This is a genomic window from Streptomyces sp. NRRL F-5122, from assembly GCF_001507435.1.
Lineage (GTDB): Bacteria > Actinomycetota > Actinomycetes > Streptomycetales > Streptomycetaceae > Streptomyces > Streptomyces lannensis.
In genome coordinates this window covers 41,074-60,419 of record NZ_LMWH01000161.1, presented here as the reverse complement: position 1 = coordinate 60,419, position 19,346 = coordinate 41,074, and the positions used below count along the sequence as shown (strand labels likewise).

22 protein-coding genes and 1 riboswitch are annotated in these 19,346 nt (G+C 72.2%); of the genes, 13 read left to right on the top strand and 9 right to left on the bottom strand.

The genetic code is table 11. The features are described 5' to 3' along the window. Positions 1 to 72: 72 nt before the first annotated feature. A riboswitch (cobalamin riboswitch) is annotated at positions 73 to 145 on the bottom strand. A 368-nt stretch (positions 146 to 513) separates the two neighbouring features. Further along, a complete protein-coding gene (locus tag ADL25_RS17675) occupies positions 514 to 717 on the top strand; it encodes a DUF397 domain-containing protein (protein WP_059128711.1) in 204 nt (67 codons plus the stop codon). A 259-nt stretch (positions 718 to 976) separates the two neighbouring features. On the opposite strand, the gene ADL25_RS17670 is transcribed toward ADL25_RS17675, so the two are convergent. From ADL25_RS17670 to ADL25_RS17655, 4 genes are all read right to left on the bottom strand, one after another. After that, a complete protein-coding gene (locus ADL25_RS17670) occupies positions 977 to 1,435 on the bottom strand; it encodes a hypothetical protein (RefSeq protein WP_059128710.1) in 459 nt (152 codons plus the stop codon). 44 nt (positions 1,436 to 1,479) lie between these two features. Then, positions 1,480 to 2,337, bottom strand: a complete 858-nt coding sequence (locus ADL25_RS17665; protein ID WP_059128709.1) for a helix-turn-helix domain-containing protein — start codon at positions 2,335 to 2,337, stop codon at positions 1,480 to 1,482. A 257-nt stretch (positions 2,338 to 2,594) separates the two neighbouring features. Continuing rightward, positions 2,595 to 2,810, bottom strand: coding sequence for a hypothetical protein (locus ADL25_RS17660; protein ID WP_059128708.1), 216 nt, complete (start codon positions 2,808 to 2,810; stop codon positions 2,595 to 2,597). Between the two features lie 12 nt (positions 2,811 to 2,822). Beyond that, the gene (locus tag ADL25_RS17655; RefSeq protein WP_059128707.1) at positions 2,823 to 4,058 is read right to left on the bottom strand and encodes an inorganic phosphate transporter; all 1,236 of its coding nucleotides are present in this window, start codon (positions 4,056 to 4,058) and stop codon (positions 2,823 to 2,825) included. 540 nt (positions 4,059 to 4,598) lie between these two features. On the opposite strand from ADL25_RS17655, the gene ADL25_RS17650 reads away from it, so the two are divergent. The 3 genes from ADL25_RS17650 (at position 4,599) to ADL25_RS17640 (ending at position 8,167) form a co-directional block, all read left to right on the top strand. Continuing rightward, entirely contained in the window at positions 4,599 to 5,324 is a 726-nt protein-coding gene (locus tag ADL25_RS17650) for a class II aldolase/adducin family protein (RefSeq protein WP_059128706.1), read from the top strand. Between the two features lie 105 nt (positions 5,325 to 5,429). Then, positions 5,430 to 6,557 carry an alpha/beta hydrolase family protein gene (locus ADL25_RS17645; RefSeq protein ID WP_059128705.1) on the top strand — a complete coding sequence of 376 codons (1,128 nt, stop codon included), beginning with the start codon at positions 5,430 to 5,432 and terminating at the stop codon, positions 6,555 to 6,557. A gap of 200 nt (positions 6,558 to 6,757) precedes the next feature. Next, on the top strand, positions 6,758 to 8,167 hold the full coding sequence (locus tag ADL25_RS17640; RefSeq protein ID WP_181923017.1) for a hypothetical protein: 1,410 nt from the start codon (positions 6,758 to 6,760) through the stop codon (positions 8,165 to 8,167). 7 nt (positions 8,168 to 8,174) lie between these two features. Here the strand turns inward: ADL25_RS17640 and ADL25_RS17635 are convergent, their stop codons facing one another. Then, a complete protein-coding gene (locus ADL25_RS17635) occupies positions 8,175 to 8,588 on the bottom strand; it encodes a VOC family protein (RefSeq protein WP_059128703.1) in 414 nt (137 codons plus the stop codon). A gap of 427 nt (positions 8,589 to 9,015) precedes the next feature. Here ADL25_RS17635 and ADL25_RS17630 point away from each other — a divergent pair, with 427 nt between their 5' ends. The 8 genes from ADL25_RS17630 (at position 9,016) to amaP (ending at position 15,008) form a co-directional block, all read left to right on the top strand. Continuing rightward, positions 9,016 to 10,614 carry an ABC-F family ATP-binding cassette domain-containing protein gene (locus tag ADL25_RS17630; RefSeq protein WP_059128702.1) on the top strand — a complete coding sequence of 533 codons (1,599 nt, stop codon included), beginning with the start codon at positions 9,016 to 9,018 and terminating at the stop codon, positions 10,612 to 10,614. A 370-nt stretch (positions 10,615 to 10,984) separates the two neighbouring features. After that, positions 10,985 to 11,206, top strand: coding sequence for a helix-turn-helix domain-containing protein (locus ADL25_RS17625; RefSeq protein ID WP_009337982.1), 222 nt, complete (start codon positions 10,985 to 10,987; stop codon positions 11,204 to 11,206). A 131-nt stretch (positions 11,207 to 11,337) separates the two neighbouring features. Beyond that, positions 11,338 to 12,129, top strand: coding sequence for an enoyl-CoA hydratase/isomerase family protein (locus ADL25_RS17620; RefSeq protein ID WP_059128701.1), 792 nt, complete (start codon positions 11,338 to 11,340; stop codon positions 12,127 to 12,129). 514 nt (positions 12,130 to 12,643) lie between these two features. Further along, positions 12,644 to 13,123, top strand: a complete 480-nt coding sequence (locus tag ADL25_RS17615; RefSeq protein WP_059128700.1) for an Asp23/Gls24 family envelope stress response protein — start codon at positions 12,644 to 12,646, stop codon at positions 13,121 to 13,123. Positions 13,124 to 13,152: 29 nt separating this feature from the next. Beyond that, positions 13,153 to 13,338: a hypothetical protein gene (locus ADL25_RS17610; protein ID WP_059128699.1), complete on the top strand. Its 186-nt coding sequence runs from the start codon at positions 13,153 to 13,155 to the stop codon at positions 13,336 to 13,338. A 3-nt stretch (positions 13,339 to 13,341) separates the two neighbouring features. Beyond that, the gene (locus ADL25_RS17605; RefSeq protein ID WP_079050431.1) at positions 13,342 to 13,761 is read left to right on the top strand and encodes an Asp23/Gls24 family envelope stress response protein; all 420 of its coding nucleotides are present in this window, start codon (positions 13,342 to 13,344) and stop codon (positions 13,759 to 13,761) included. After that, the gene (locus ADL25_RS17600) at positions 13,758 to 14,423 is read left to right on the top strand and encodes a DUF6286 domain-containing protein (RefSeq protein ID WP_059128698.1); all 666 of its coding nucleotides are present in this window, start codon (positions 13,758 to 13,760) and stop codon (positions 14,421 to 14,423) included. The genes ADL25_RS17605 and ADL25_RS17600 overlap by 4 nt, the downstream gene beginning before the upstream one ends. 6 nt (positions 14,424 to 14,429) lie before the next feature. Then, positions 14,430 to 15,008 carry an alkaline shock response membrane anchor protein AmaP gene (gene amaP, locus ADL25_RS17595; RefSeq protein ID WP_059128697.1) on the top strand — a complete coding sequence of 193 codons (579 nt, stop codon included), beginning with the start codon at positions 14,430 to 14,432 and terminating at the stop codon, positions 15,006 to 15,008. 38 nt (positions 15,009 to 15,046) lie between these two features. Here the strand turns inward: amaP and ADL25_RS17590 are convergent, their stop codons facing one another. From ADL25_RS17590 to ADL25_RS17575, 4 genes are all read right to left on the bottom strand, one after another. Next, entirely contained in the window at positions 15,047 to 15,802 is a 756-nt protein-coding gene (locus ADL25_RS17590; protein ID WP_059128696.1) for an SDR family oxidoreductase, read from the bottom strand. Positions 15,803 to 16,050: 248 nt separating this feature from the next. Further along, the gene (locus ADL25_RS17585) at positions 16,051 to 16,878 is read right to left on the bottom strand and encodes an SURF1 family protein (RefSeq protein ID WP_079050430.1); all 828 of its coding nucleotides are present in this window, start codon (positions 16,876 to 16,878) and stop codon (positions 16,051 to 16,053) included. A 49-nt stretch (positions 16,879 to 16,927) separates the two neighbouring features. Continuing rightward, a complete protein-coding gene (locus tag ADL25_RS17580; RefSeq protein WP_079050429.1) occupies positions 16,928 to 17,161 on the bottom strand; it encodes a hypothetical protein in 234 nt (77 codons plus the stop codon). Between the two features lie 120 nt (positions 17,162 to 17,281). Further along, a complete protein-coding gene (locus tag ADL25_RS17575) occupies positions 17,282 to 18,256 on the bottom strand; it encodes a DEDDh family exonuclease (RefSeq protein WP_059128773.1) in 975 nt (324 codons plus the stop codon). A gap of 354 nt (positions 18,257 to 18,610) precedes the next feature. On the opposite strand from ADL25_RS17575, the gene ADL25_RS17570 reads away from it, so the two are divergent. Continuing rightward, a complete protein-coding gene (locus ADL25_RS17570; protein ID WP_059128693.1) occupies positions 18,611 to 19,321 on the top strand; it encodes a VIT1/CCC1 transporter family protein in 711 nt (236 codons plus the stop codon). Positions 19,322 to 19,346: the final 25 nt, after the last annotated feature.

Sequence of the window (19,346 nt, the reverse complement as noted above, 5' to 3'; positions counted from 1 at the left end):
AACGGCAGCCGCGCATGGCGATATGTCCTCACTCAGGGTGTCCACGCCCTGGTTCGACGAGATCGGCGGCGAGAGTTCCTGGCTCCCGGGGTCTCCTCCCCGGTGACAGTGGCGGGACCGCGCCGGATTCGCACCGGCTTCCTCTCCTGCCGCCGTATTGGCCCCGGCAGTCCACCACGGCCCCGGAACACCCGTCAACTTGCTCTTGACCTGCGAAGCTGCGGTGTGCGGAGGCCCACACCGCTGAAATATCGTCAGCCACCCGAATCGGCGCCTTCTGTGCTCTTTCCGGGCGGGGAACCTGGGAAGACTAGGGAACGGCAGAACAAGCGGACACGGCACGAAGAACGCGGAGAGCGCCGACGAGCGGCAACGGGTGATTCGTCGCGGGGAGACGAACCCGGCGCGGCCGGACCTCTGTTGCCTGCGGCAGCGGTGGTGGCTCGGCGCTCCGGGGCGTTGCGCCGGGGAAGCCGGGCCGGTTTCGCTGACGGGGTGGGACGGAGGGCCGGTGTGATCGGCAGGGCTGCGCGGTTCTGGCGCAAGAGCAGTTACTCGGGTGACGACAACAACGACTGTGTCGAGGTCGCCGTGGAGGGGGCGCGCATTCTGGTGCGTGACTCGAAACGGCGCACCGGCCCGGTGCTCGTCTTTCGCCGTACCGCCTGGTGTGGTTTGCTGGCTGGACTCGAGGACCCGGCGGTGGACGGTTTCTGACAGTCCGTCCGAAGGACGGGAGGGACCCACATGGGGGACAGGGCCACGGAAGCATCGGCGCGTGCGGGAGGCCCCCACACTCCACGGAACGTGCTGTCGGCGGCGGCCCCGCTGGCGCTCTTCTCCCTCACCACGGGAGTGTTCGCGGTGGGCGTCGGTGCGCTCGCCTCACTGCTCGTCCCGGGGGCCTTGGCGCGGGCTCTCGTCTGGCTGGTGGTGACGATCGCCGCGGCGTCCTGCGCGGGCCTGTGGTGGGGCCTCACCCCGGTCCCGGAGCGTCTCCGTGCTCTCGACCGGGCCGTGGCGACGGTTCGTCCACGGGGTTCGGAATCCCGCTGATCCCGGGGAGGCGTGCCGCCGCCGAGCGGCGGCGCAGGGCCCGGCCGACGCCCGCCGCGAGTGCGGTGACGACCGCTGCCCCCAGCACCCCCAGCACGGACATGGTCAGGGGGGACCGAACCCCCTGACCGAGGCCGGCCGCCACCCGGGCCGACAGGGCGACGGCGAACAGCAGGACGCTGCCGAACGCGGTGCCCAGCAGCAGACGGGTCGCCGGCCCCGCACCCTCGTCCCGGTCGCGGGAGTCGGCCGCAGCGGTCGGGGTGTCCGCGTCCTCCGCGGGGGCGGGCTCCGGCGGGGTCTGCGGCGGATCGCCCGCCGCCGCGAAGCGGAGCGCGCGCAACTGCCTGCACCACTCAAGGAACCCGAGGACCGCCATCGGTCTTCCTCCCCGTTGTCTGCCCGGGCCGTCCGTCCCGGGTGTCAGCCGTTGTCGAGACTCTCCTTGACCGCGTCGATCAGCTCGACGAGCCGGTCGCCGTCGTACGCCTTGTTGCTGATGTCCTCGAAGCACTCCTGGTAGCGGGCCGTGAGAGCGAGGTCGTCGCGGTTGGCCACGCTGCCGGTGGCGCCCTCCAGATAGAGCAGGTCGTCGCCGTCCGTGAAGCCGAGCAGCGTGAACGAGCCGCCCATGCTGTAGTGCGCGCCGGCCCTGAACGGCAGTACGCGCAGGGTGACTCTGGGGTGCCGGGACATCGTCTTGAGGTGCTCCAGCTGCCGGCGCATCACCCCCGGGCCACCGACCACCCGCCGCAGGACCGCCTCGTCCAGGACGATGCTCACGTCCGGTCCGTGCTCGCCGTCGAAGATCCGTTCCTGCCGGGTGGCGCGCAGCTCCGCCGAGCGCCGGGTGCGCTCGCCCGCCTCGCGCGGTGCGAGCTGGGCCATGGTGTAGTCCTCGATCTGCAGCAGCGAGTAGACGACCGACGGGTGGTAGAAGCGGATCGAGGTCGCGGCGCTCTCGTACCCCAGGTACTGGGCGAACTGCGGCCGCACCATGTCGCTGTACGCCGCCCACCAGGACGGCCCCTTGGAGCCGCGCGCGGCCTCCTCGAGTTCGGCCACCAGCGCGGGATCGGTGACGGTGTAGAGCTGGAGCAAGGCCCGCAGATCGGTGACACTCAGGCTCACCGTCCCGGCCTCCAGCCGGATCAGCTTCGACAGGGACCACTCCAGCGCGTCGGCGGCCTCCCGCTGTGTGAGGCCGGCGTCCTCGCGCGCCTTGCGCAACTCGATGCGGAGCCTGCGTCGGTTCAGGCTCGGATCGATGTCCCTGGCCATGTCGCTCCCTGCCACACGTCGTCTTCGTCAGGTCGGGCGGCCGACGTCGAGCAGCAACTCACCCAATAGACTAGGTGAGTTGGAGGAGGGCGGCCAGACCGCTCGCTGTCTGCCACCTGTCTTTTCGACGTGGTCGCGATGCGGTGTAGAACGTAGCAAACCGCCATATGCCCAACAAAAAATCGGACCCCCGCGGTGAAGTTCACTGCGAGGGTCCGACCCGTGCGGGCCCGAACGGGTGGATGAGGTGGGAGGGGTCAGGAGACGATCAGAAAGATCCCGTATCCGACCGCCGCCGCGCAGGCCGCGAAACAGGCGTACGCGCCGGTGACCGCCAGGGCGGCCGTACCGCCCCGGGCCGATTCCTTCTTCGTCAGGCTCACGACGCCCAGGGTGAACAGGCCCACCAGGGCCACGGTGACCACGAGGCTGACGCCGAAGACGGAGCCGAGGGCTGCCCAGTCGATGTTCATGAACGCGCTTCCTTAAACCGTGGCGTGGCTGGTCGGTTCGGCGGTGGGGCCGGAGTTCCGGTCCGGGGCGGGGGCCGTCACGACCGGGCCCGCCGGCGGGGGGATCACCGCGGCGATCGCCGTCGTGACGACGCCCGCGGACTCGCTCTCGACGTCGTTGACGTTGTCGACCGTGACCGGCCGGCGCCGGGACAGCGTCCAGATGACGCCGGCGCCCGACACAAGCAGCACCCCGGTGATGATCGTGCCCCAAGTGCCCTGCTTGGTGAGGAATTCGGCGCCCGCACCGACGAGGCCGGCCGCCGGGAGCGTGAGGCCCCAGGCGACGAACATCCGGGTCGCGGTGGACCAGCGGACCACGCCGCCCTTGCGGCCGAGACCGGCGCCCATGACGGCGCCCGAGCAGACCTGGGTGGTGGAGAGCGAGAAGCCGATGTGCGAGGACGCGAGGATCGCGGCCGCCGCGCTGGTCTGGGCGGCGAAGCCCTGCTGCGGCGCGAGGTCGGTCAGCCCCTTGCCGAGGGTGCGGATGATGCGCCAGCCGCCGAGATAGGTGCCGAGGGCGATGGCCAGGCCGGCCGAGACGACGACCCAGGTGGGAGGGTTGGAGCCGGGGGCGATGGCGCCACCGGTGACCAGCGCCAGGGTGATGATGCCCATCGTCTTCTGGGCGTCGTTGGTGCCGTGGGCGAGGGACACCAGTCCGGCCGAGGCGATGGAGCCGGCCCGGTAGCCCTTCGCGGTGGCCCTGTCGTCGGTGCGGCTGCCGATGACGTAGGACAGACGCGTCGCGAGCATGGCCGCCAGGCCCGCCACGATCGGCGCGGCGACGGCGGGGAGCAGGACCTTGGTGACGACCGTCGAGCCGTTCACCGCGGACCATCCGGCGGAGGAGACGGCGGCGCCGATCAGACCGCCGAACAGGGCGTGGGAGGAACTGGAGGGCAGACCGAGGAGCCAGGTGAGCAGGTTCCACAGGATGGCCCCCACCAGCGCCGCGAAGATCACTTCGACGCGTATGCCCTGCTCGTTGATGATGCCGCCGGAGATGGTCTTGGCGACCTCGACGGAGAGGAAGGCGCCGACGAGGTTCAGCGTGGCGGACATCGCCACCGCCGCCTTGGGCTTAAGGGCGCCGGTCGAGATGGTTGTCGCCATCGCGTTGGCTGTGTCGTGGAAACCGTTCGTGAAATCGAACACGAGAGCGGTGACGATCACGATTCCGAGGAGGAGCGTGATGTGTTCCATTTACCCAGGCTTCTGTGGGAGGTCAGTGGCGCGTTGAACGTAGGAAACCTGGATGAACGGAAGGTGAACTGAGGAGGTCTTGAGGGTGTATCAAACGGCCTGATGTGACGCCGTGTGCGGCGGGCCGGTGGCGGTCAGGTCTTCGAACGAAGGCGGAATTCTGGGCTCCGTATGCCCTCTCGGGGTCCTCGCCGGTCCGTCGCGGACCCCGGCGGCCGGCTCATGGTCCGCCGGAGAGACTTTGGTCACCCGGCGGTCGCCCCTCTCGGGAGTGAGCGACGTCACGCTCAACACACGGCCTGCAGTGCGGGTATGACGGCGGTGCGGCTTATGGGCGTACGCCACTTTTCTTCTCAAATATCAATGAATCAGGCATATCAACCAGGGTCACGAAGAGAGAGGCGGGAGTCGGTCGAATGCAAGCCGGTTGTTTGCGGGCGGGGGCGGTATGTCCATATATCGACCGCGGCGGGGGTGTGTCCTGCGCCCTGCCTGCGCCGGTCACCGGTCGGCCGGTCACCCGCCTGGCAGGATCGCGGCATGGCTGAACAGCGAGGCGGCGCACGGGACGCGGAAGAGGCCGGACAGGACGGACGGGGGCGGGGCGCACCCGAGGCGGCGGGCGAGGTCGCGCGCGCGTGGGACGAACTCGTCGCCACCGCACGCCGGACCGTGGCCGACGGCCTGGTCGTCGGCACGTCCGGCAATGTCTCCGTACGGGTCGGCGACCTCGTGCTGGTGACGCCCACGGGTGTGCCGTACGAGCGGCTGGAGCCGGGTGACGCGGTCGGGGTCGATCCCGACGGGCGGCAGGTGCTCGGCACACTGCGGCCGACCAGCGAGCTGCCGATGCACCTGGCGGTCTATCGCACGACCACGGCGCGGGCCGTCGTCCACACGCATGCCGTGCACGCCACGGCCGTCTCCACGCTGGTACCGGAACTGCCCCTGGTCCACTACATGGCCGCGGCGCTCGGCGGCGCTGTCCGGGTCGCCCCGTACGCCACGTACGGCACCGCGGAGTTGGCCGAGAACATGCTGCGCGCCCTGACCGACCGCACCGCGTGCCTGCTGCAGAACCACGGGACGGTCGCCCATGGGTCCTCGCTGACCCAGGCCTATGACCGTACGGCCCAGTTGGAGTGGATGTGCCGCCTGTGGCTGACGGCGTCGTCGGTGCCGGGCCTGTCGCCCGCGCTGCTCACCCCCGAGCAGGTGTCCGAGGTGGCGGAGCGGTTGCGGGGGTACGGACAGGGCCGCGCGTAGCCGGCCCGGCTCGCAGTGCGGGTGCGGACCGCCGTGCGCCCCCTCGCCCACACGGGCGGAGCCGGTCCACTGGCCGGGCGTGGGCTCCACCGGGAGACTGGACGGGTGCGCACTGTCAAAGCGGCGGCCGCAGCCGTCACCGTAGCCATAGCAGCGGGCGCGGCAGGCGTCGTCGCGGGCCGCTTCGCCAGCGATGCCGCGCTCAAGGCGCCCCCGGGCCGCCCGCTGCCCACCGAACCCCGCCTCACCGTGCACTCCCTGGCGGCCGGCCGGATCGTGCTCACCCGCGATCTGGCCTCCCGGCGCCCCGGTACCTACGGCCTCTCCGGACACGACTCGCACGCGGTCGTGGGCCCCGTGCTCGAGACGGCGCCCCATTCGCCCGACAGCGTCGTCCGCCGCCTGGAACGGGTCACCCACGGCACGCTCGAACCCGGCGACAAGGCCTGGCTCACCCCGACCCTGCACATCGGCGATCCGAGGACCGCCCTCGGTCTCGATCACGCCGACGTCGACGTCCCCGGGGAACTCGGAGCCATGCCGGCCTGGTTCCTCTCGGGCATCCGGGACACGTGGGTGATCACCGTGCACGGGCTCGGTGCCACCCGGGAACACCCCATGAACGTCCTGGGATTCCTCCGGCGGCTCCGCTTCCCGGTCCTCGACATCACCTACCGCGGCGACCGCGGTGCGCCCCGGCCCCCGGACGGACTGAACCACCTCGGCGAGACCGAGTGGCGGGACGTGGACGCCGCCATCCGCTACGCCGTGCGCCACGGGGCCGAGCGCGTCGTCCTGCACGGCTGGTCCACCGGCGCCACCATGGCGCTGCGCGCCGCCACGCACTCGCCGCTGCGCGAGCGGATCTCCGGGCTCGTCCTCGACTCGCCGGTGCTCAGCTGGGAGGCCACGCTGCGCGCCCTCGCCGCGGCCCGCCGCACCCCCGGCGCCCTGCTGCCGCTGGCGGTACGCGCCGCCCAGGGCCGCACCGGTCTGTACGGCGACGGTGTCCGGGACGCCGCGGAAGCGGGCCTGCTGCGGGTGCCGACCCTGATCTTCCACGGCCCCGACGACACGGTCGCCCCCTGGGGTCCCTCACGGCGCCTCGCAGAGCGCCGCCGTGACCTGGTCACCCTGCACACCGTGCGGAACGCCCCGCACGGTGCGATGTGGAACGTGGACCCGAGGACCTACGAAGAGGCGATGCGGCGCTTCCTCACCCCGCTCATGTAGCGGGACGGCATCCGGGGCGGCCGGCTCGGCACCGTCGGGACGGCCCCGCGCCCCGCCCGCCCGGACCCTTCCGGTTAGCGCCTTTGACAAGCCCTTTCCGTATGCGCACGCCCTTTCCGGGACCCATTCGTCGGCCGGGCCTGTCGCCCGCCGTGACATTCCGTTTGGGTTTTCGGACCGTCAACCGGAAGACTGCACCCGTGACGTCCCGTACCCCGCGCGACTCCAGGCTCCGACTCGTCCGCCCGCGGCCGCTCGCCGCCGCTCCCCGGGCGGTGACCCAGCACCACTCGCGCCGCCCCGCGCCCAGGCCGCCCGAGGGCACACCTCCGCCCGCGGAACTGGCGAGGATGGCCCGCGCCCGACTGGCCGGCGCGGCCCGCGTGGCCCGCTGGGCCGACACCGCGCTCCGTCCGGGCCGCGACGGCGCGACCGCACAGGGCAGGGGCACGCTTGCGGACGCAACCGCCGAACAGGCGGCCGCCGACCTCGGTCTGACCGTCGCTCAGGCCCGTGCCGACTGGGACACCGCGCGGCTGGCGGGTCTCGTCGAGGTGCACGGCGACAGCGCCCGCCCCGGCTGGCGGCTGCGTGCCTGGAACCGCGACGACTCCGCCGTGCTGCGCGGCTGGGTCGCCCTCTTCGACGCATGGTCGCTCGCCTGTCCCGAGCCCGCGGACCGGGAGCACGCGGCCGTCGCCGAGGTCGTCTCGGCCATGCCGCAGGTGCTCTCCTTCCTGCAGCTGTCCGCGGGACCCGTCCCCGTCGAGCAGCTTCTCGACCTCCTCGGACAACGGGTCACCGAACTGCGTACCGAGCGCTGCGAGGTCCCCTACGGACCGCAGGCGGCCCCGGTGGAGGCCCCCGTCCACGCCGTCGCGGAGGACGCCGACCTCGCCCCCCTGCTCGACTGGGCCCTGGACGCGCTCGCCTATGTCGGCGCCCTCACCTGCGCCGACGGGCAGGCCACCCTCACCCCGATCGGCAGCTGGGCGGTCTGGGTCAAGCTCGAGCAGATCTGTGTCGCCGCGCAGAGCCCCGCCGGGAACATCGAGCAGAACGCCGAGGACATGCTCCGCGGCTGCGCCCAGCTCCGCCCGAACGCGGCGCGCGCGGAGTACCGCGCCTGGCTAGCGGCCCGCACCGTGGGCAGCGCCGTCACCGAACTGCTCGCGGCCGCCGGCGGTGAGGACGCCCTCCTGCGCGGCCTGGCCTTCGAGGCGCTGCGCGTGGTCGGCGCCGCCGCCGAGGCCGAGGTGCGGGCCGCGGCGGACGAGACCCCGCTGCGCCCCTATGCGCTGCTCTGGCTCGCCGAGCACGACGGCACCGATCCGGACGACGCCCACGAGGTGCTCACCCGCGAAGAGGCCACCTGGCTGTGGGTCGACACCGCCGCGGCCGTCGCCGACCACGGCGAAGCCCCGCTGCTCGTGCGCCATTTGGAGTCCGCCGTGCAGCCCACCATCCCGGCGCTCCTCGACGAGGTGCGCGCGGTCGGGCATCCCCGCACGGTGCAGGTGCTGGTCGCGCTCGCCGCCGCCCACCCGGACCCGGCGCTGGCCAAGGCCGTGCGCCGCGCCGCGTTCCAGGTCCACACGGGAGGCAGCTGACCGCCGGTCAGCCCGCTGTCTCGGGGGCGTACGTGCCGAAGCTCCAGATGTTGCCCTCGGCGTCCCGGGCCATGTAGTCCCGAGAGCCGTAGTCCTGGTCCGTCGGCGGCATCAGGATGTCCGCACCGTGCTCCACGGCCCGCTGGTGGTGTGCGTCGACATCGTCCACGACTATGTACACCCCGCAGGGGCCCGCGCCCTTCATCGCCTCGTCGAAGAGTCCTCCCCGGCCCTTGGAGCCGAGCATCACCGCGCCGTTGCCCTGGACGAGCTCGGCGTGCAGCACCGAGCCGTCCTCCCCCTCGTACACCGACAGCTCCGTGAAGCCGAACGCCTCCGTCAGCTGCCTGATCGCCGCCTTGGCGTCCGCGTACAGCAGCGTCGGGTAGATGCTCGGACGCCTGCCGTCCATGCCCGCCATTCCGATCACTCCCTCCGGTGTCCCGGCCGGAACCTCGGCCCGCCGTGCAGTCTCGCACCCGCCACGGACAACGGTCCCGGCACCGAGCGGACGGAACGAGGCACCACGGGGTCATGGGGCGCGGCCCCGGACACGTCGTGCGCCGTCCGCGAGAGACATCCTCGTACCGACCCGGGCCGCCGCGCCCGGGCGTTCCACGAACGAGGGACAGCCGGGCGGCGAACCGTTGCCACCACTGCGCTGCGCCGGACCGCACGGCCGGGCGACCGGTGAGGGCAACGAGCATCACAGTGCCGAACGTCCGCACATCGAAAAAGCGCTTGCACGACCCCGTTAGACTGGCTCCATGGCCATTCTCCTCGCGCATTAGACGGCGGGAACGCCCTCAGCCGTCCATCCCGCCCTTCCTCCGCCCTGGAGTCTGTCCGTGATCTCCGCCTCCGGTATCGAGCTGCGCGCCGGTGCCCGCATCCTCATCGAGAACGCCAGTTTCCGCGTCGCCAAGGGCGACCGCATCGGTCTGGTCGGCCGCAACGGCGCCGGCAAGACGACCCTCACGAAGGTCCTTGCCGGCGAGGGCATGCCCGCCGCGGGCACCGTCACCCGCTCCGGCGAGGTCGGCTACCTCCCGCAGGACCCGCGCACCGGCGATCTGGACGTGCTCGCCCGCGACCGCGTCCTGTCCGCGCGCGGCCTGGACGTCCTGATCCGCAAGATGCGCGAGAACGAACAGCGCATCGCCACCGGCAAGGGCTCCACCCGTGACAAGGCGATGAAGCAGTACGAGCGCCAGGAGACGGAGTTCCTCACCAAGGGCGGATACGCCGCCGAGGCCGAGGCCGCCACCATCGCCGCCGCGCTCAACCTGCCCGACCGGGTGCTGGGCCAGCCCCTGCACACGCTCTCCGGCGGTCAGCGCCGCCGTATCGAGCTGGCCCGCATCCTCTTCTCCGACGCGGACACCCTGCTGCTCGACGAGCCGACCAACCACCTCGACGCCGACTCGATCGTCTGGCTGCGCGACTACCTCAAGTCCTACCGCGGCGGCTTCATCGTCATCTCGCACGACGTCGACCTGGTCGACACGGTCGTCAACAAGGTGTTCTACCTGGACGCGAACCGATCCGCGATCGACATCTACAACATGAGCTGGCGGCTTTACCAGCAGCAGCGCGAGGCCGACGAGAAGCGCCGCAAGCGGGAGCGCGCCAACGCCGAGAAGAAGGCCGCCGCGCTCAACGCCCAGGCCGACAAGATGCGCGCCAAGGCCACCAAGACGGTCGCGGCGCAGAACATGGCCCGCCGTGCCGAGAAGCTGCTCTCCGGCCTGGACGCGGTGCGCCAGTCCGACAAGGTCGCCAAGCTTCGCTTCCCGCAGCCCGCGCCCTGCGGCAAGACCCCACTGACGGCCGAGGGCCTGTCGAAGTCGTACGGCTCCCTGGAGATCTTCACCGACGTCGACCTGGCCATCGACAAGGGCTCGAGGGTCGTCATCCTCGGCCTCAACGGCGCCGGCAAGACCACCCTGCTGCGGCTGCTGGCGGGCGCCGAGCAGCCCGACACCGGCTCCGTCGTCCCCGGTCACGGCCTCAAGCTCGGCTACTACGCGCAGGAGCACGAGACCCTCGACCCGGACCGCACGGTCCTGGAGAACATGCGCTCCGCGGCGCCCGACATGGACCTGGTCGAGGTCCGCAAGGTGCTCGGCTCGTTCCTGTTCTCCGGGGACGACGCGGACAAGCCGGCCGGTGTGCTGTCCGGCGGTGAGAAGACCCGTCTCGCCCTCGCCACCCTCGTGGTGTCGTCCGCGAACGTGCTGCTGCTGGACGAGCCGACCAACAACCTCGACCCGGCCAGCCGCGAGGAGATCCTCGGCGCGCTGCGCACCTACACCGGTGCGGTCGTCCTGGTCACGCACGACGAGGGCGCGGTCGAGGCGCTCCAGCCGGAGCGGATCATCCTGCTGCCCGACGGCGTCGAGGACCTGTGGGGCGCGGACTACGCGGACCTCGTCACCCTCGCCTGAGCACTCCCGCGCGCTGAGCCGTCAGCGCCGGTTGATCGAATGACTGATCCACTGCGTATGGATCATTCGGCCGATCCGTGATCCATCATCTGTGTGAGATCTCCTCGTACCGGGGTGTGTCATACACCGATTTCCCGGCCGAGCCCTTTCGCCTCAAGGGCTCGGCCGTTGTGCGTCGCTGACCTGGCCCTTCCCGGAAGAACCCGTTCGGCCGTACGGGCGGCGCAGGGCGGAATCCGGAATTCCACTCGTGGGGATGTGCTCCCGTCGTCAGAACCGTGTCGCACGGACCTTGCCGAATGGGTGGCCATCGCGCCTCCGAGGGGTGATCATGAGGAGACCAGAGCGCACTTCCCATGAGGAGGCACGGGTGGCCGAGACTCTGAAGAAGGGCAGCCGGGTGACCGGCGCCGCGCGCGACAAGCTCGCGGCAGACCTGAAGAAGAAGTACGACTCCGGTGCGAGCATCCGGGCGCTGGCCGAGGAGACCGGCCGCTCGTATGGCTTCGTCCACCGGATGCTCAGCGAGTCGGGCGTCACGCTTCGAGGGCGTGGCGGGGCGACGCGGGGCAAGAAGGCCACGTCGGCCTGACGCCGGGCGGCCCCTCGGATTCGATGTGGCCACCCGGTCGGTCGGTTGACCGGCTGGGTGGTTACTGTGCAGTCACTTACGGATGCCGTCGCACGGTGTCCTTTTCTGACCGCACCTATCGGAGGCGCCCCATGGCTTCGCTCGACCCGGTACTCGACAAGGACGGCGTACGGCTCACCGTAGACGAGACGATCGCCACGGTGACGCTGACCAACCCGGCCAAGCTCAACGCCCAGAGCCCCGCTCTGTGGCGGGCGTTGGCGGAGGCCGGGAGCGCGCTGCCCGGTTCGGTCCGTGTGGTCGTGCTGCGTGCCGAGGGCAAGTCGTTCTCGGCGGGGCTCGACCGACAGATGTTCACGCCCGAGGGCATCGAAGGCGAACCGTCCTTCACCGACCTCGCGCGTGGCAGCGATGCGAAGCTGGATGCCGCCATCGCCGGATTCCAGGAGGCGTTCACCTGGTGGCGGCGCAACGACATCGTGTCCATCGCCGCCGTCCAAGGGCATGCGATCGGAGCCGGGTTCCAGCTCGCCCTCGCCTGTGATCTGCGCGTCGTCGCGGACGACGTGCAGTTCGCCATGCGTGAGACGAGCCTCGGCCTGGTACCGGACCTGGCCGGCACGCATCCGCTGGTGGGCCTCGTCGGCTGTGCCCGCGCACTGGAGATCTGTGCGACGGGCCGGTTCGTGGCGGCCGAGGAGGCCGTGAGCACCGGGCTCGCGAACATCTCCGTGCCGCGCGAGCAACTCGACGACACGGTGCGGGACCTGGCGTCCGCGTTGCTGGCCGCCCCCCGGGACGCCGTGATCGAGACCAAGGCACTGCTGGTCGGGGCGTCGGGGCGGACGTACGACGAGCAGCGTGCCGCGGAGCGGGCCGCCCAGGCCCGCCGGATCCGGGACTTGGCCGGAGTGGGCGAGTAGCGGACGTCCGGGCCGTCGGGACCCGGATCGGCGCTCGGCGGCCGTCACGGGGACGGCGACCGACGGACGGCCGCACCCGGACAGCGCGGCGGGGCAGGGACGTGCCGCCCCGCTGCTCCTGGCGTGCCCGGCACACCCCTGGGTGCCCGCTCCTTGCGCGGACCGGACCACGCCCGACTCGTCGTCTGCGAGGAGCGGATCGGGTTCCAGCCGTGGCTCCGCAATTGGGCGGAGGCGGGCGGCTGCCGGGTGACCGGTTCGGCGTCCCGCGCGGTGGGGTGCCACGACCGCGCACTCCATAACGGTCCGCAACGGCCCGGCGGCAGCGTGCATTCGTACGCCGCCGGAGCCATGAGCGTGATCCGGGCCCGTCGCACGGCGGCCGCGCCGGGGCTCCCCGTCGTCACGTCCGTGCGTCCGCCGCATTGATCCAACCCGTCCCGTCCACGGGCGCAGCCGTGTCCGCGCCCTTACGGTGGGTGAGGGGAGGGCGACCGAAAGGGCACATGCGGCGATGACCGAGATGACCGAGCGTAACAGGTCGGCGGCGGCCTCCGAGGGTGCGGAGCCGATACAGACCCGCAAGCCCGCCCGGTGGGGCGGCGGCGATCCCGCCACGCGGGGAAGGACGACCATCGCCGATGGCGTGGTCGAGAAGATCGCCGCACTCGCGGCGCGCGACATGCCCGGCGTGCACGACCTGGGCGGCGGCCTGAGCCGCACCTTCGGTGCCGTCCGCGACCGGGTCCCCGGCGGCTCGAAGGCGACCCGGGGAGTGAAGGCCGAGGTCGGCGAGGTGCAGACCGCGCTCGACCTGGAGATCGTCGTCGAGTACGGGGTGTCCATCGCGGATGTGGCGCGCGCCGTGCGCGAGAACGTCATCGTGGCGGTCGAGCGGATGACCGGGCTGGAGGTCGTCGAGGTCAACATCGCGGTCGGCGATGTGAAGCTGCCCGACGAACGGGACGACGAGCTGAAGGCGCGGCTCCAGTAGCCGGGTCGCCGTGAGCTGAGGAGCGCAGCATGGGGTTGGCCGTGATCGGCATGATCGCCGGGATGGCGCTGGGCTTCGCCGGGTACTTCGGAGGCTTCGGCGCGTTCCTGCTCGTGGCGGCCCTCGGTGCCGTCGGCTTTGTCGTCGGCCGCTTCCTGGAAGGGGATCTGGACGTCGACGACTTCTTCCGCACCCGCGATGACCGGGAGCGGTGACGCGTGAGCGACCGGACCGTGGAGGGTGAGCGGAGCGGCGGGAGCCGGAGGGCGGCAAGAGCGGTGGCTCCGGCCGAGCGCGGCGCCACCGTGATCGGCGACCTGGTCGTCGCGAAGATCGCCGCACAGGCGGCGCAGGAGGCGCTCGGCACGCTGCCGCCGGAGGCCGCACCGCCGCACGCGACGGTCGTCGTACTGCACCACGCCACCGACACCGCCGGGGGAGGGGCGAGCCCGATCGGTACGGCGCGCGTCGGCATCAGCCTCGAACTGGGCTACCCCTGCGACATCGGCGGCCGGTGCGGTGCGGTGCGTCGCCGGGTCGTCGAGCGGGTAGGCGCCTTGGCGGGGATGGAGGTGCACGAGGTCGCCGTCCAGGTGGAGCGGCTGCATCCGGGCCCGGCACAGGGGAGGACGCAATGAGCGAGGCACAGGGCCGCGAGAGTACGCAGGGACTCCCGGTCATCGAGAAGGCCGCGGACGGCGGGCTGGGCCAGTCCGCGTCCGCCGCGGCGTACGAGCCCGTGGACGGTGCGCATGGAAGCGGCGGCCGCTTCTGGTCCTCGCGCCGTTTCCCGGCGGGCGTCGTGGCGCTGGTCGTACTGACCGGCGCGGTCCTGCTGCTGTACGACATCACGGCAGTGAGGGCCGACAGGTCCGCCCTGCACGCGCGCAAGGTCCTCGTACGGGAGCTCGCCGGACGGCCCCTCGACGACATCTGGGTGCTGGCCTGCGCCGCCGTGGCCGTGGTCCTCGGCCTGTGGCTGCTGGCACTCGCCGTGACGCCCGGTCTGCGCGGCGTGCTGACGATGCGTCCGCCCCACGCCGACGTGCAGGCCGGGCTGCACCGCGCCGCCGCCGCGACGGTGCTGCGCGACCGTGCCATGGAGGTGCCCGGTGTGCAGTCGGTGCGCGTCCGTGTGGGACGCGGGAGGGCGGACGTGCGGGCGGTCTCGCACTTCCGGGAGCTCGACGAGGTGCGGGCCGACCTGGACGCCGCCCTCGCCGACGCCGTGCGGGGCCTCGGGCTCGACCGCCGGCCCGGTCTGTCGGTGCATGTGCGGCGGACCGGACGGAAGGGGTGAGGCGCGGTGCTGCGGATCGTCAACCGTGTACTGATCGGGCTGGCCGGACTCGGCCTCGTCGTCCTCGGCGGTTCCGTCCTCGCCGTCGGCCTCGGGACGGCTCCGCCGTCGTGGTGGGTCCACCAGGGGCCGCACGACGTCCTGCTCAGCGATGCCGAACGGACCCGGTGGCGTCAGGAGGGCTGGTGGTGGCCGACCGTCATCGGCGCCCTCACCGTCCTTGTGCTGCTCGCCGTGTGGTGGCTGTCGGCAGTGCTCAGACGACGCCGGCTCAGCGAGGTCCTCGTCGACACCGGGGACGGTGCGGGCGCCCTGTTGCGCGGGCGGGCGATGGAGGGCGTCCTCGCCGAGGACGCGGGGCGGCTGGACGGCGTCCAGGAGGCACGGGTGCTGCTGACCGGGCGACGCAGCGCGCCTCAGGCACGGGTACGGCTCCTGCTCGAACCGTACGTGGATCCCGCGGACGCGCTGCACCGGCTCACCACCGGGTCCCTGGCCCATGCCCGCGAGTCGGCAGGACTTGCCGCACTGCCCACCGAGGTACGGCTGCGTGGAGCCAAGTACCGTGCGGGGCGCGTGAGCTGATGCCGTGAGCGGACGGGCCCAGGGACCGTGCACAGGGCTCAGAACCCGTGCAGGGCCCCGCCGTCCACCGGAACCATGATCCCGGTCAGATACGACGCCGCCGGTGAGAGCAGGAACGCGGCCGTGCGGCCGAACTCCTCCGGGGTGCCGTAGCGGCGCAGCGGGATGGAGGCCTCGTTGGCCGTCCGGGCCGCGTCCGGATCGGCGGCCAGGGCGTCCAGCTCGCGCACCCGGTCCGTGTCGATTCGGGCCGGGAGGAGCCCGACGGTGCGAATGCCGCGCGGGCCCAGCTCGTTCGCGAGGGACTTGGCGAAGCCCGCGAGTCCGGGCCGCAGACCGTTGGAGATGGTCAGGCCCTGGATGGGCTCGTACACGGAGCCGGACAGGACGAAGCCGATGACACCGCCCTCGGGCAGTTCCGCGGCGGCGGCGCGGGCCAGCCGTACCGCACCGAGGAAGACGGACTGGAAGGCGGCCGTCCACTGCTCGTCCGTGTTGTCGGCGAGCCGGCCCGGCGGCGGGCCGCCGACGCTGATCAGGACGCCGTCGAAACCGCCGAAGTGCTCACGTGCCGTGGCGATCAGCCGGGCAGGCGCCCCGGGGTCGGAGTTGTCGACGGCCACGCCCACGGCGTTGGCACCCAGTTCGGCGGCGGCATCGGCGGTCCGCTTCTCGTCGCGGCCGGTGACGACCACCTTCGCCCCGTCGGCGACGAGTTCCCGCGCGGCAGCGTTGCCCAGCCCGCGAGTGGCGCCGGTGACGACGTACACACGGTCCTTCAGTCCAAGATCCATGGCCCCTATCCTGCCGTCTCGTCACCCGGGAGGGCGAGTGCGGTACCCGACGGGCCGTGCCGGCCGGAGGACCGGGGGCGGTCCCGCAGTCCGGCACGGGGGCCGCGGGACGGGCGCGTCGCCCAGCCCCGACGTCCGCGCCCGCCCCGCAGGTTGTCCGTCTTCCCTGTTTTGTGCGTCTCGCACATCCTCCCGTCGCCCGGACCGTGTTCCTCCGGGTCGGCGGCCGGTGGCGCGCCGGGTCGAGGTCAGCCCACCGCGGCCGGTGCCGGTTCCTCGTGCCGCTCCTCGGTGCGCTTCGCCCGCTCCCCGGCCTCACGGCGGACCAGGATCGCCCAGCCGATCGGGACCGCCGCCGCGAACAGCCACCACTGGACCGCGTACGGCAGGTTGATGTCGCCGAGGCCGATCCAGCTGCTGTCCTCCTTGGGCGACGGGATCAGCTCCGGGCTGCCGCCCTTGGGGGCGGGGGAGGTCAGTTCGATGTAGCCGCCGAGCACGTCCTTGGCGGAGCCGTCGCCCTCGCCGCGCAGGAGCGTGGCGATCTGCCCGCTGTTGATCAGCATGATCTGGCGGTCCGGCAGCCCCTTGACGTTCTTGATGCCGCTCGCGGCCGTCGTCTCGTCCTGCATCAGCCGGCCGGTGACGGTGATCTCGCCCTCGGCGGGCGCGGGGATCTTCGGGAAGGCGGTCTGCGAGCCGGGGGAGGGGATCCAGCCCCGGTTGACGAGCAGAGTCCTGCCGTTGTCCAGCACGAACGGCGTCAGGACGTGGTAGCCGACCTGGTCGTCCGTGCTCGTGCGACGGCGCACCACCAGTTCGTGCGCCGTGTCGAAGCGGCCCTTCGCGGTCACCCGGCGGTAGAGGTCCTCGTGCCGGACCGAGCCGCCGACCGAGGTGAGGGACTCCGCGGACACGGGCTGCGCCGCCAGCGAGTCGTCGATCACCTTGTTCAGCGCTTGCCTGTGGTCATGGCGGTGCAGCTGCCAGACACCCAGCCTGATCATCGTCGGGATGAGCAGGAGGGCCACGAGGGTGAGGATCACCCACTGGCGGGTCAACAGGAAGCGGTACACCCCACGACCGTACAACTCGGTCGCGGGGTGCATTCAGGCGGGTACCGGCTCACACGTTGTCGACGATCCCCACCCTCCCCTCGGCGCGGGAGCAGTGGGCTCCGCAGTACCAGTGACCGTCGACCTCGACTCCCTGGCCGATGATCTGGACACGGCAGTGTTCGCAGATGGGCGCCATACGGTGGATGGCGCAGGAGAAGCAGTCGAAGACGTGCACCGCGCCCTGTGCGTGCACCTCGAAGGTCATTCCGTAGTCGTTGCCGCAAACTTCACATCTCGCCATGCGCCACAGCGTGTGCCGTCGCCGCCGTGCGGGCGAGCGGGTGCGAGGCGAGTCGCCCGGCAATCACCCGTACGTCCGTCAGCGCCGCTCCGGCGCCGGGGACCCCGCTCTCCCCGCCGTCTACGGGGCCGCGGGTTCCACGTCCCGCAGCAGCTGTCCGAAGGCGGCCTCGTCCACCACCGGCGTCCCGTACTGGCGGGCCTTGACCGTCTTCGAGGTGCCCGAGTCGGGGTCGTTGGTGACCAGCAGACTGGTGAGCCGGGACAGGCTCGTGGCCACGTGCAGGCCCGCCTCGACGGCCCGGTCCTCCAGCAGGTCCCGCTCGACCGAGGTGTCGCCGGAGAACGCCACCCGCATGCCCTGCTTGAGGCGTTCGCCGTCCTCGTAGCGCCCCGGATTGGGATAGGGGCAGGCCGGGCGCCTGCGGGAGGGGCGCCATGTGCCGGGCCGGTAGCCCACCGAGGACTGCCTGCCGATCGTCGGGGAGGCGGACCACTCGGTGAGCGGGCGGCACTCCAGCAGTGGCAGCCGAACGCCGCCCCGCGCGGCGGCGTGCAGGCTGGGCCGGAACGCCTCGGCCAGCACGCGCGCGTCGTCCAGCGCGTGGTGGGCGCGCTGCTGGACGACACCGAAGTGCGCTGCCAGCGTCTCCAGCTTGTGGTTGGCCAGCGGCAGGCCCAGCTCCTTGGAGAGCGCGATGGTGCACAGCCGCTGACGGACCGGCGCCTCGCGCTCGGCGCGCGCGTACTCGCGGGCGATCATCGACCAGTCGAAGACCGCGTTGTGCGCGACGAGGACCCGGCCGGCGAGCCGGTCGGTGAACTCGTCCGCGATGTCCCCGAAGAGCGGCGCCCCTTCGAGTGCTTCGCTGTCAAGGCCGTGGATCCACACGGGGCCCGGGTCGCGCTCCGGGTTGACCAGGGTGTACCAGTGGTCCTCGACCTCACCGCGTGCGTCCACCCGGTAGATGGCGGCCGAGATGATCCGGTCGTGCCGGGCCAGGCCGGTGGTCTCCACGTCCACGACCGCGTACCCCTCGGGATACGCGGCCGGCCAAGGGGCCGGGAACGCTGTGGTCGTACGGTCTTCGAGCATGGTCACTGAGGATACGGGGCGTGACCGACAGTCCCGAGCGCGCCCGGGTCCGGCAGTCGTGAGCGCGGCGCCCTCGCTCGGGGGCGTGCACAACGCGGCGTGCCCCCAGGTGAGTTCGCCGGGGCGTGCGACGTCGTCCGTGCCCCGCCGTGTGCGTCTCGCGCACGTTCGCCCCCCCGGGCGCGCACGAACACGGGTTCCGGTATGCCCTGTTCACGGACCCTGCCGGGGACGGCCCGGCGCTCCCGCGGGCCCCCGAGCCTGCCACGGTCTCAGGCGGGTGCGGCGAGCGGGGAGTTCCGGCGGGGAGGGTCGGTGCGGCTCGGGCCGTGCCGCAGGTGCCATCCTCCCGGTGTGACGGAACCCACGCATGACGAGGCCCACGCGGGCGCCCTCGGCTCCCGCCTGAACTGGCTGCGGGCCGCGGTCCTCGGCGCGAACGACGGCATCGTCTCCACGGCGGGGCTCGTGGTCGGCGTGGCCGGCGCGACGACGGCCCGCTCGACCCTTCTGACGGCCGGTCTGGCCGGTCTGCTGGCCGGGTCGATGTCGATGGCGGCCGGCGAGTACGTGTCGGTGTCGACCCAACGCGACTCGGAGAAGGCGGCGCTGGCCATGGAGAGGCGGGAGCTGCGTGAGCAGCCGGAGGCCGAGTTGGAGGAGCTGACGGGGCTGCTGGAGGACCGGGGCCTGTCCCGGGAGGTGGCCCGCGAGGCGGCGGTCCAGCTGACGGCGCGGGACGCGCTGCGCGCCCACGCCCGGGTGGAGCTCGGCATCGACCCCGACGCGCTCACCAACCCCTGGCACGCGGCGTCGGCGAGCTTCCTGGCGTTCACGGTGGGCGCACTGCTGCCGCTGCTGGCGATCGTGCTTCCTCCCGCCTCGCTGCGGCTCTGGGTGACGGTGCTCTCCGTCCTCGCGGCCCTGGTCGTCACCGGCTGGACCAGTGCCCGCCTCGGCGCGGCCGCGCCGAGGCGGGCCGTACTGCGGAACGTGGTGGGCGGGGCGCTGGCCATGGGGGTCACCTATGCCGCCGGGACGCTGCTGGGGGCGGCGGGGGTGTGAGGGGCACCGGGCCGAGGGCATGACG

Excerpts from the sequence above, each read along its gene's own strand:
- ADL25_RS17635 (WP_059128703.1), bottom strand. The coding sequence starts at position 8,588 with ATGGCGGGCATGGACGGCAGGCGTCCGAGCATCTACCCGACGCTGCTG.
- ADL25_RS17610 (WP_059128699.1), top strand. The coding sequence starts at position 13,153 with ATGGGGTTGGCCGTGATCGGCATGATCGCCGGGATGGCGCTGGGCTTC.
- ADL25_RS17650 (WP_059128706.1), top strand. The coding sequence starts at position 4,599 with ATGGCTGAACAGCGAGGCGGCGCACGGGACGCGGAAGAGGCCGGACAG.
- ADL25_RS17600 (WP_059128698.1), top strand. The coding sequence starts at position 13,758 with ATGAGCGAGGCACAGGGCCGCGAGAGTACGCAGGGACTCCCGGTCATC.
- ADL25_RS17655 (WP_059128707.1), bottom strand. The coding sequence starts at position 4,058 with ATGGAACACATCACGCTCCTCCTCGGAATCGTGATCGTCACCGCTCTC.
- ADL25_RS17670 (WP_059128710.1), bottom strand. The coding sequence starts at position 1,435 with ATGGCGGTCCTCGGGTTCCTTGAGTGGTGCAGGCAGTTGCGCGCGCTC.
- ADL25_RS17575 (WP_059128773.1), bottom strand. The coding sequence starts at position 18,256 with ATGCTCGAAGACCGTACGACCACAGCGTTCCCGGCCCCTTGGCCGGCC.
- ADL25_RS17660 (WP_059128708.1), bottom strand. The coding sequence starts at position 2,810 with ATGAACATCGACTGGGCAGCCCTCGGCTCCGTCTTCGGCGTCAGCCTC.
- ADL25_RS17590 (WP_059128696.1), bottom strand. The coding sequence starts at position 15,802 with ATGGATCTTGGACTGAAGGACCGTGTGTACGTCGTCACCGGCGCCACT.
- ADL25_RS17665 (WP_059128709.1), bottom strand. The coding sequence starts at position 2,337 with ATGGCCAGGGACATCGATCCGAGCCTGAACCGACGCAGGCTCCGCATC.
- ADL25_RS17580 (WP_079050429.1), bottom strand. The coding sequence starts at position 17,161 with ATGGCGAGATGTGAAGTTTGCGGCAACGACTACGGAATGACCTTCGAG.
- ADL25_RS17620 (WP_059128701.1), top strand. The coding sequence starts at position 11,338 with ATGGCTTCGCTCGACCCGGTACTCGACAAGGACGGCGTACGGCTCACC.
- ADL25_RS17615 (WP_059128700.1), top strand. The coding sequence starts at position 12,644 with ATGACCGAGATGACCGAGCGTAACAGGTCGGCGGCGGCCTCCGAGGGT.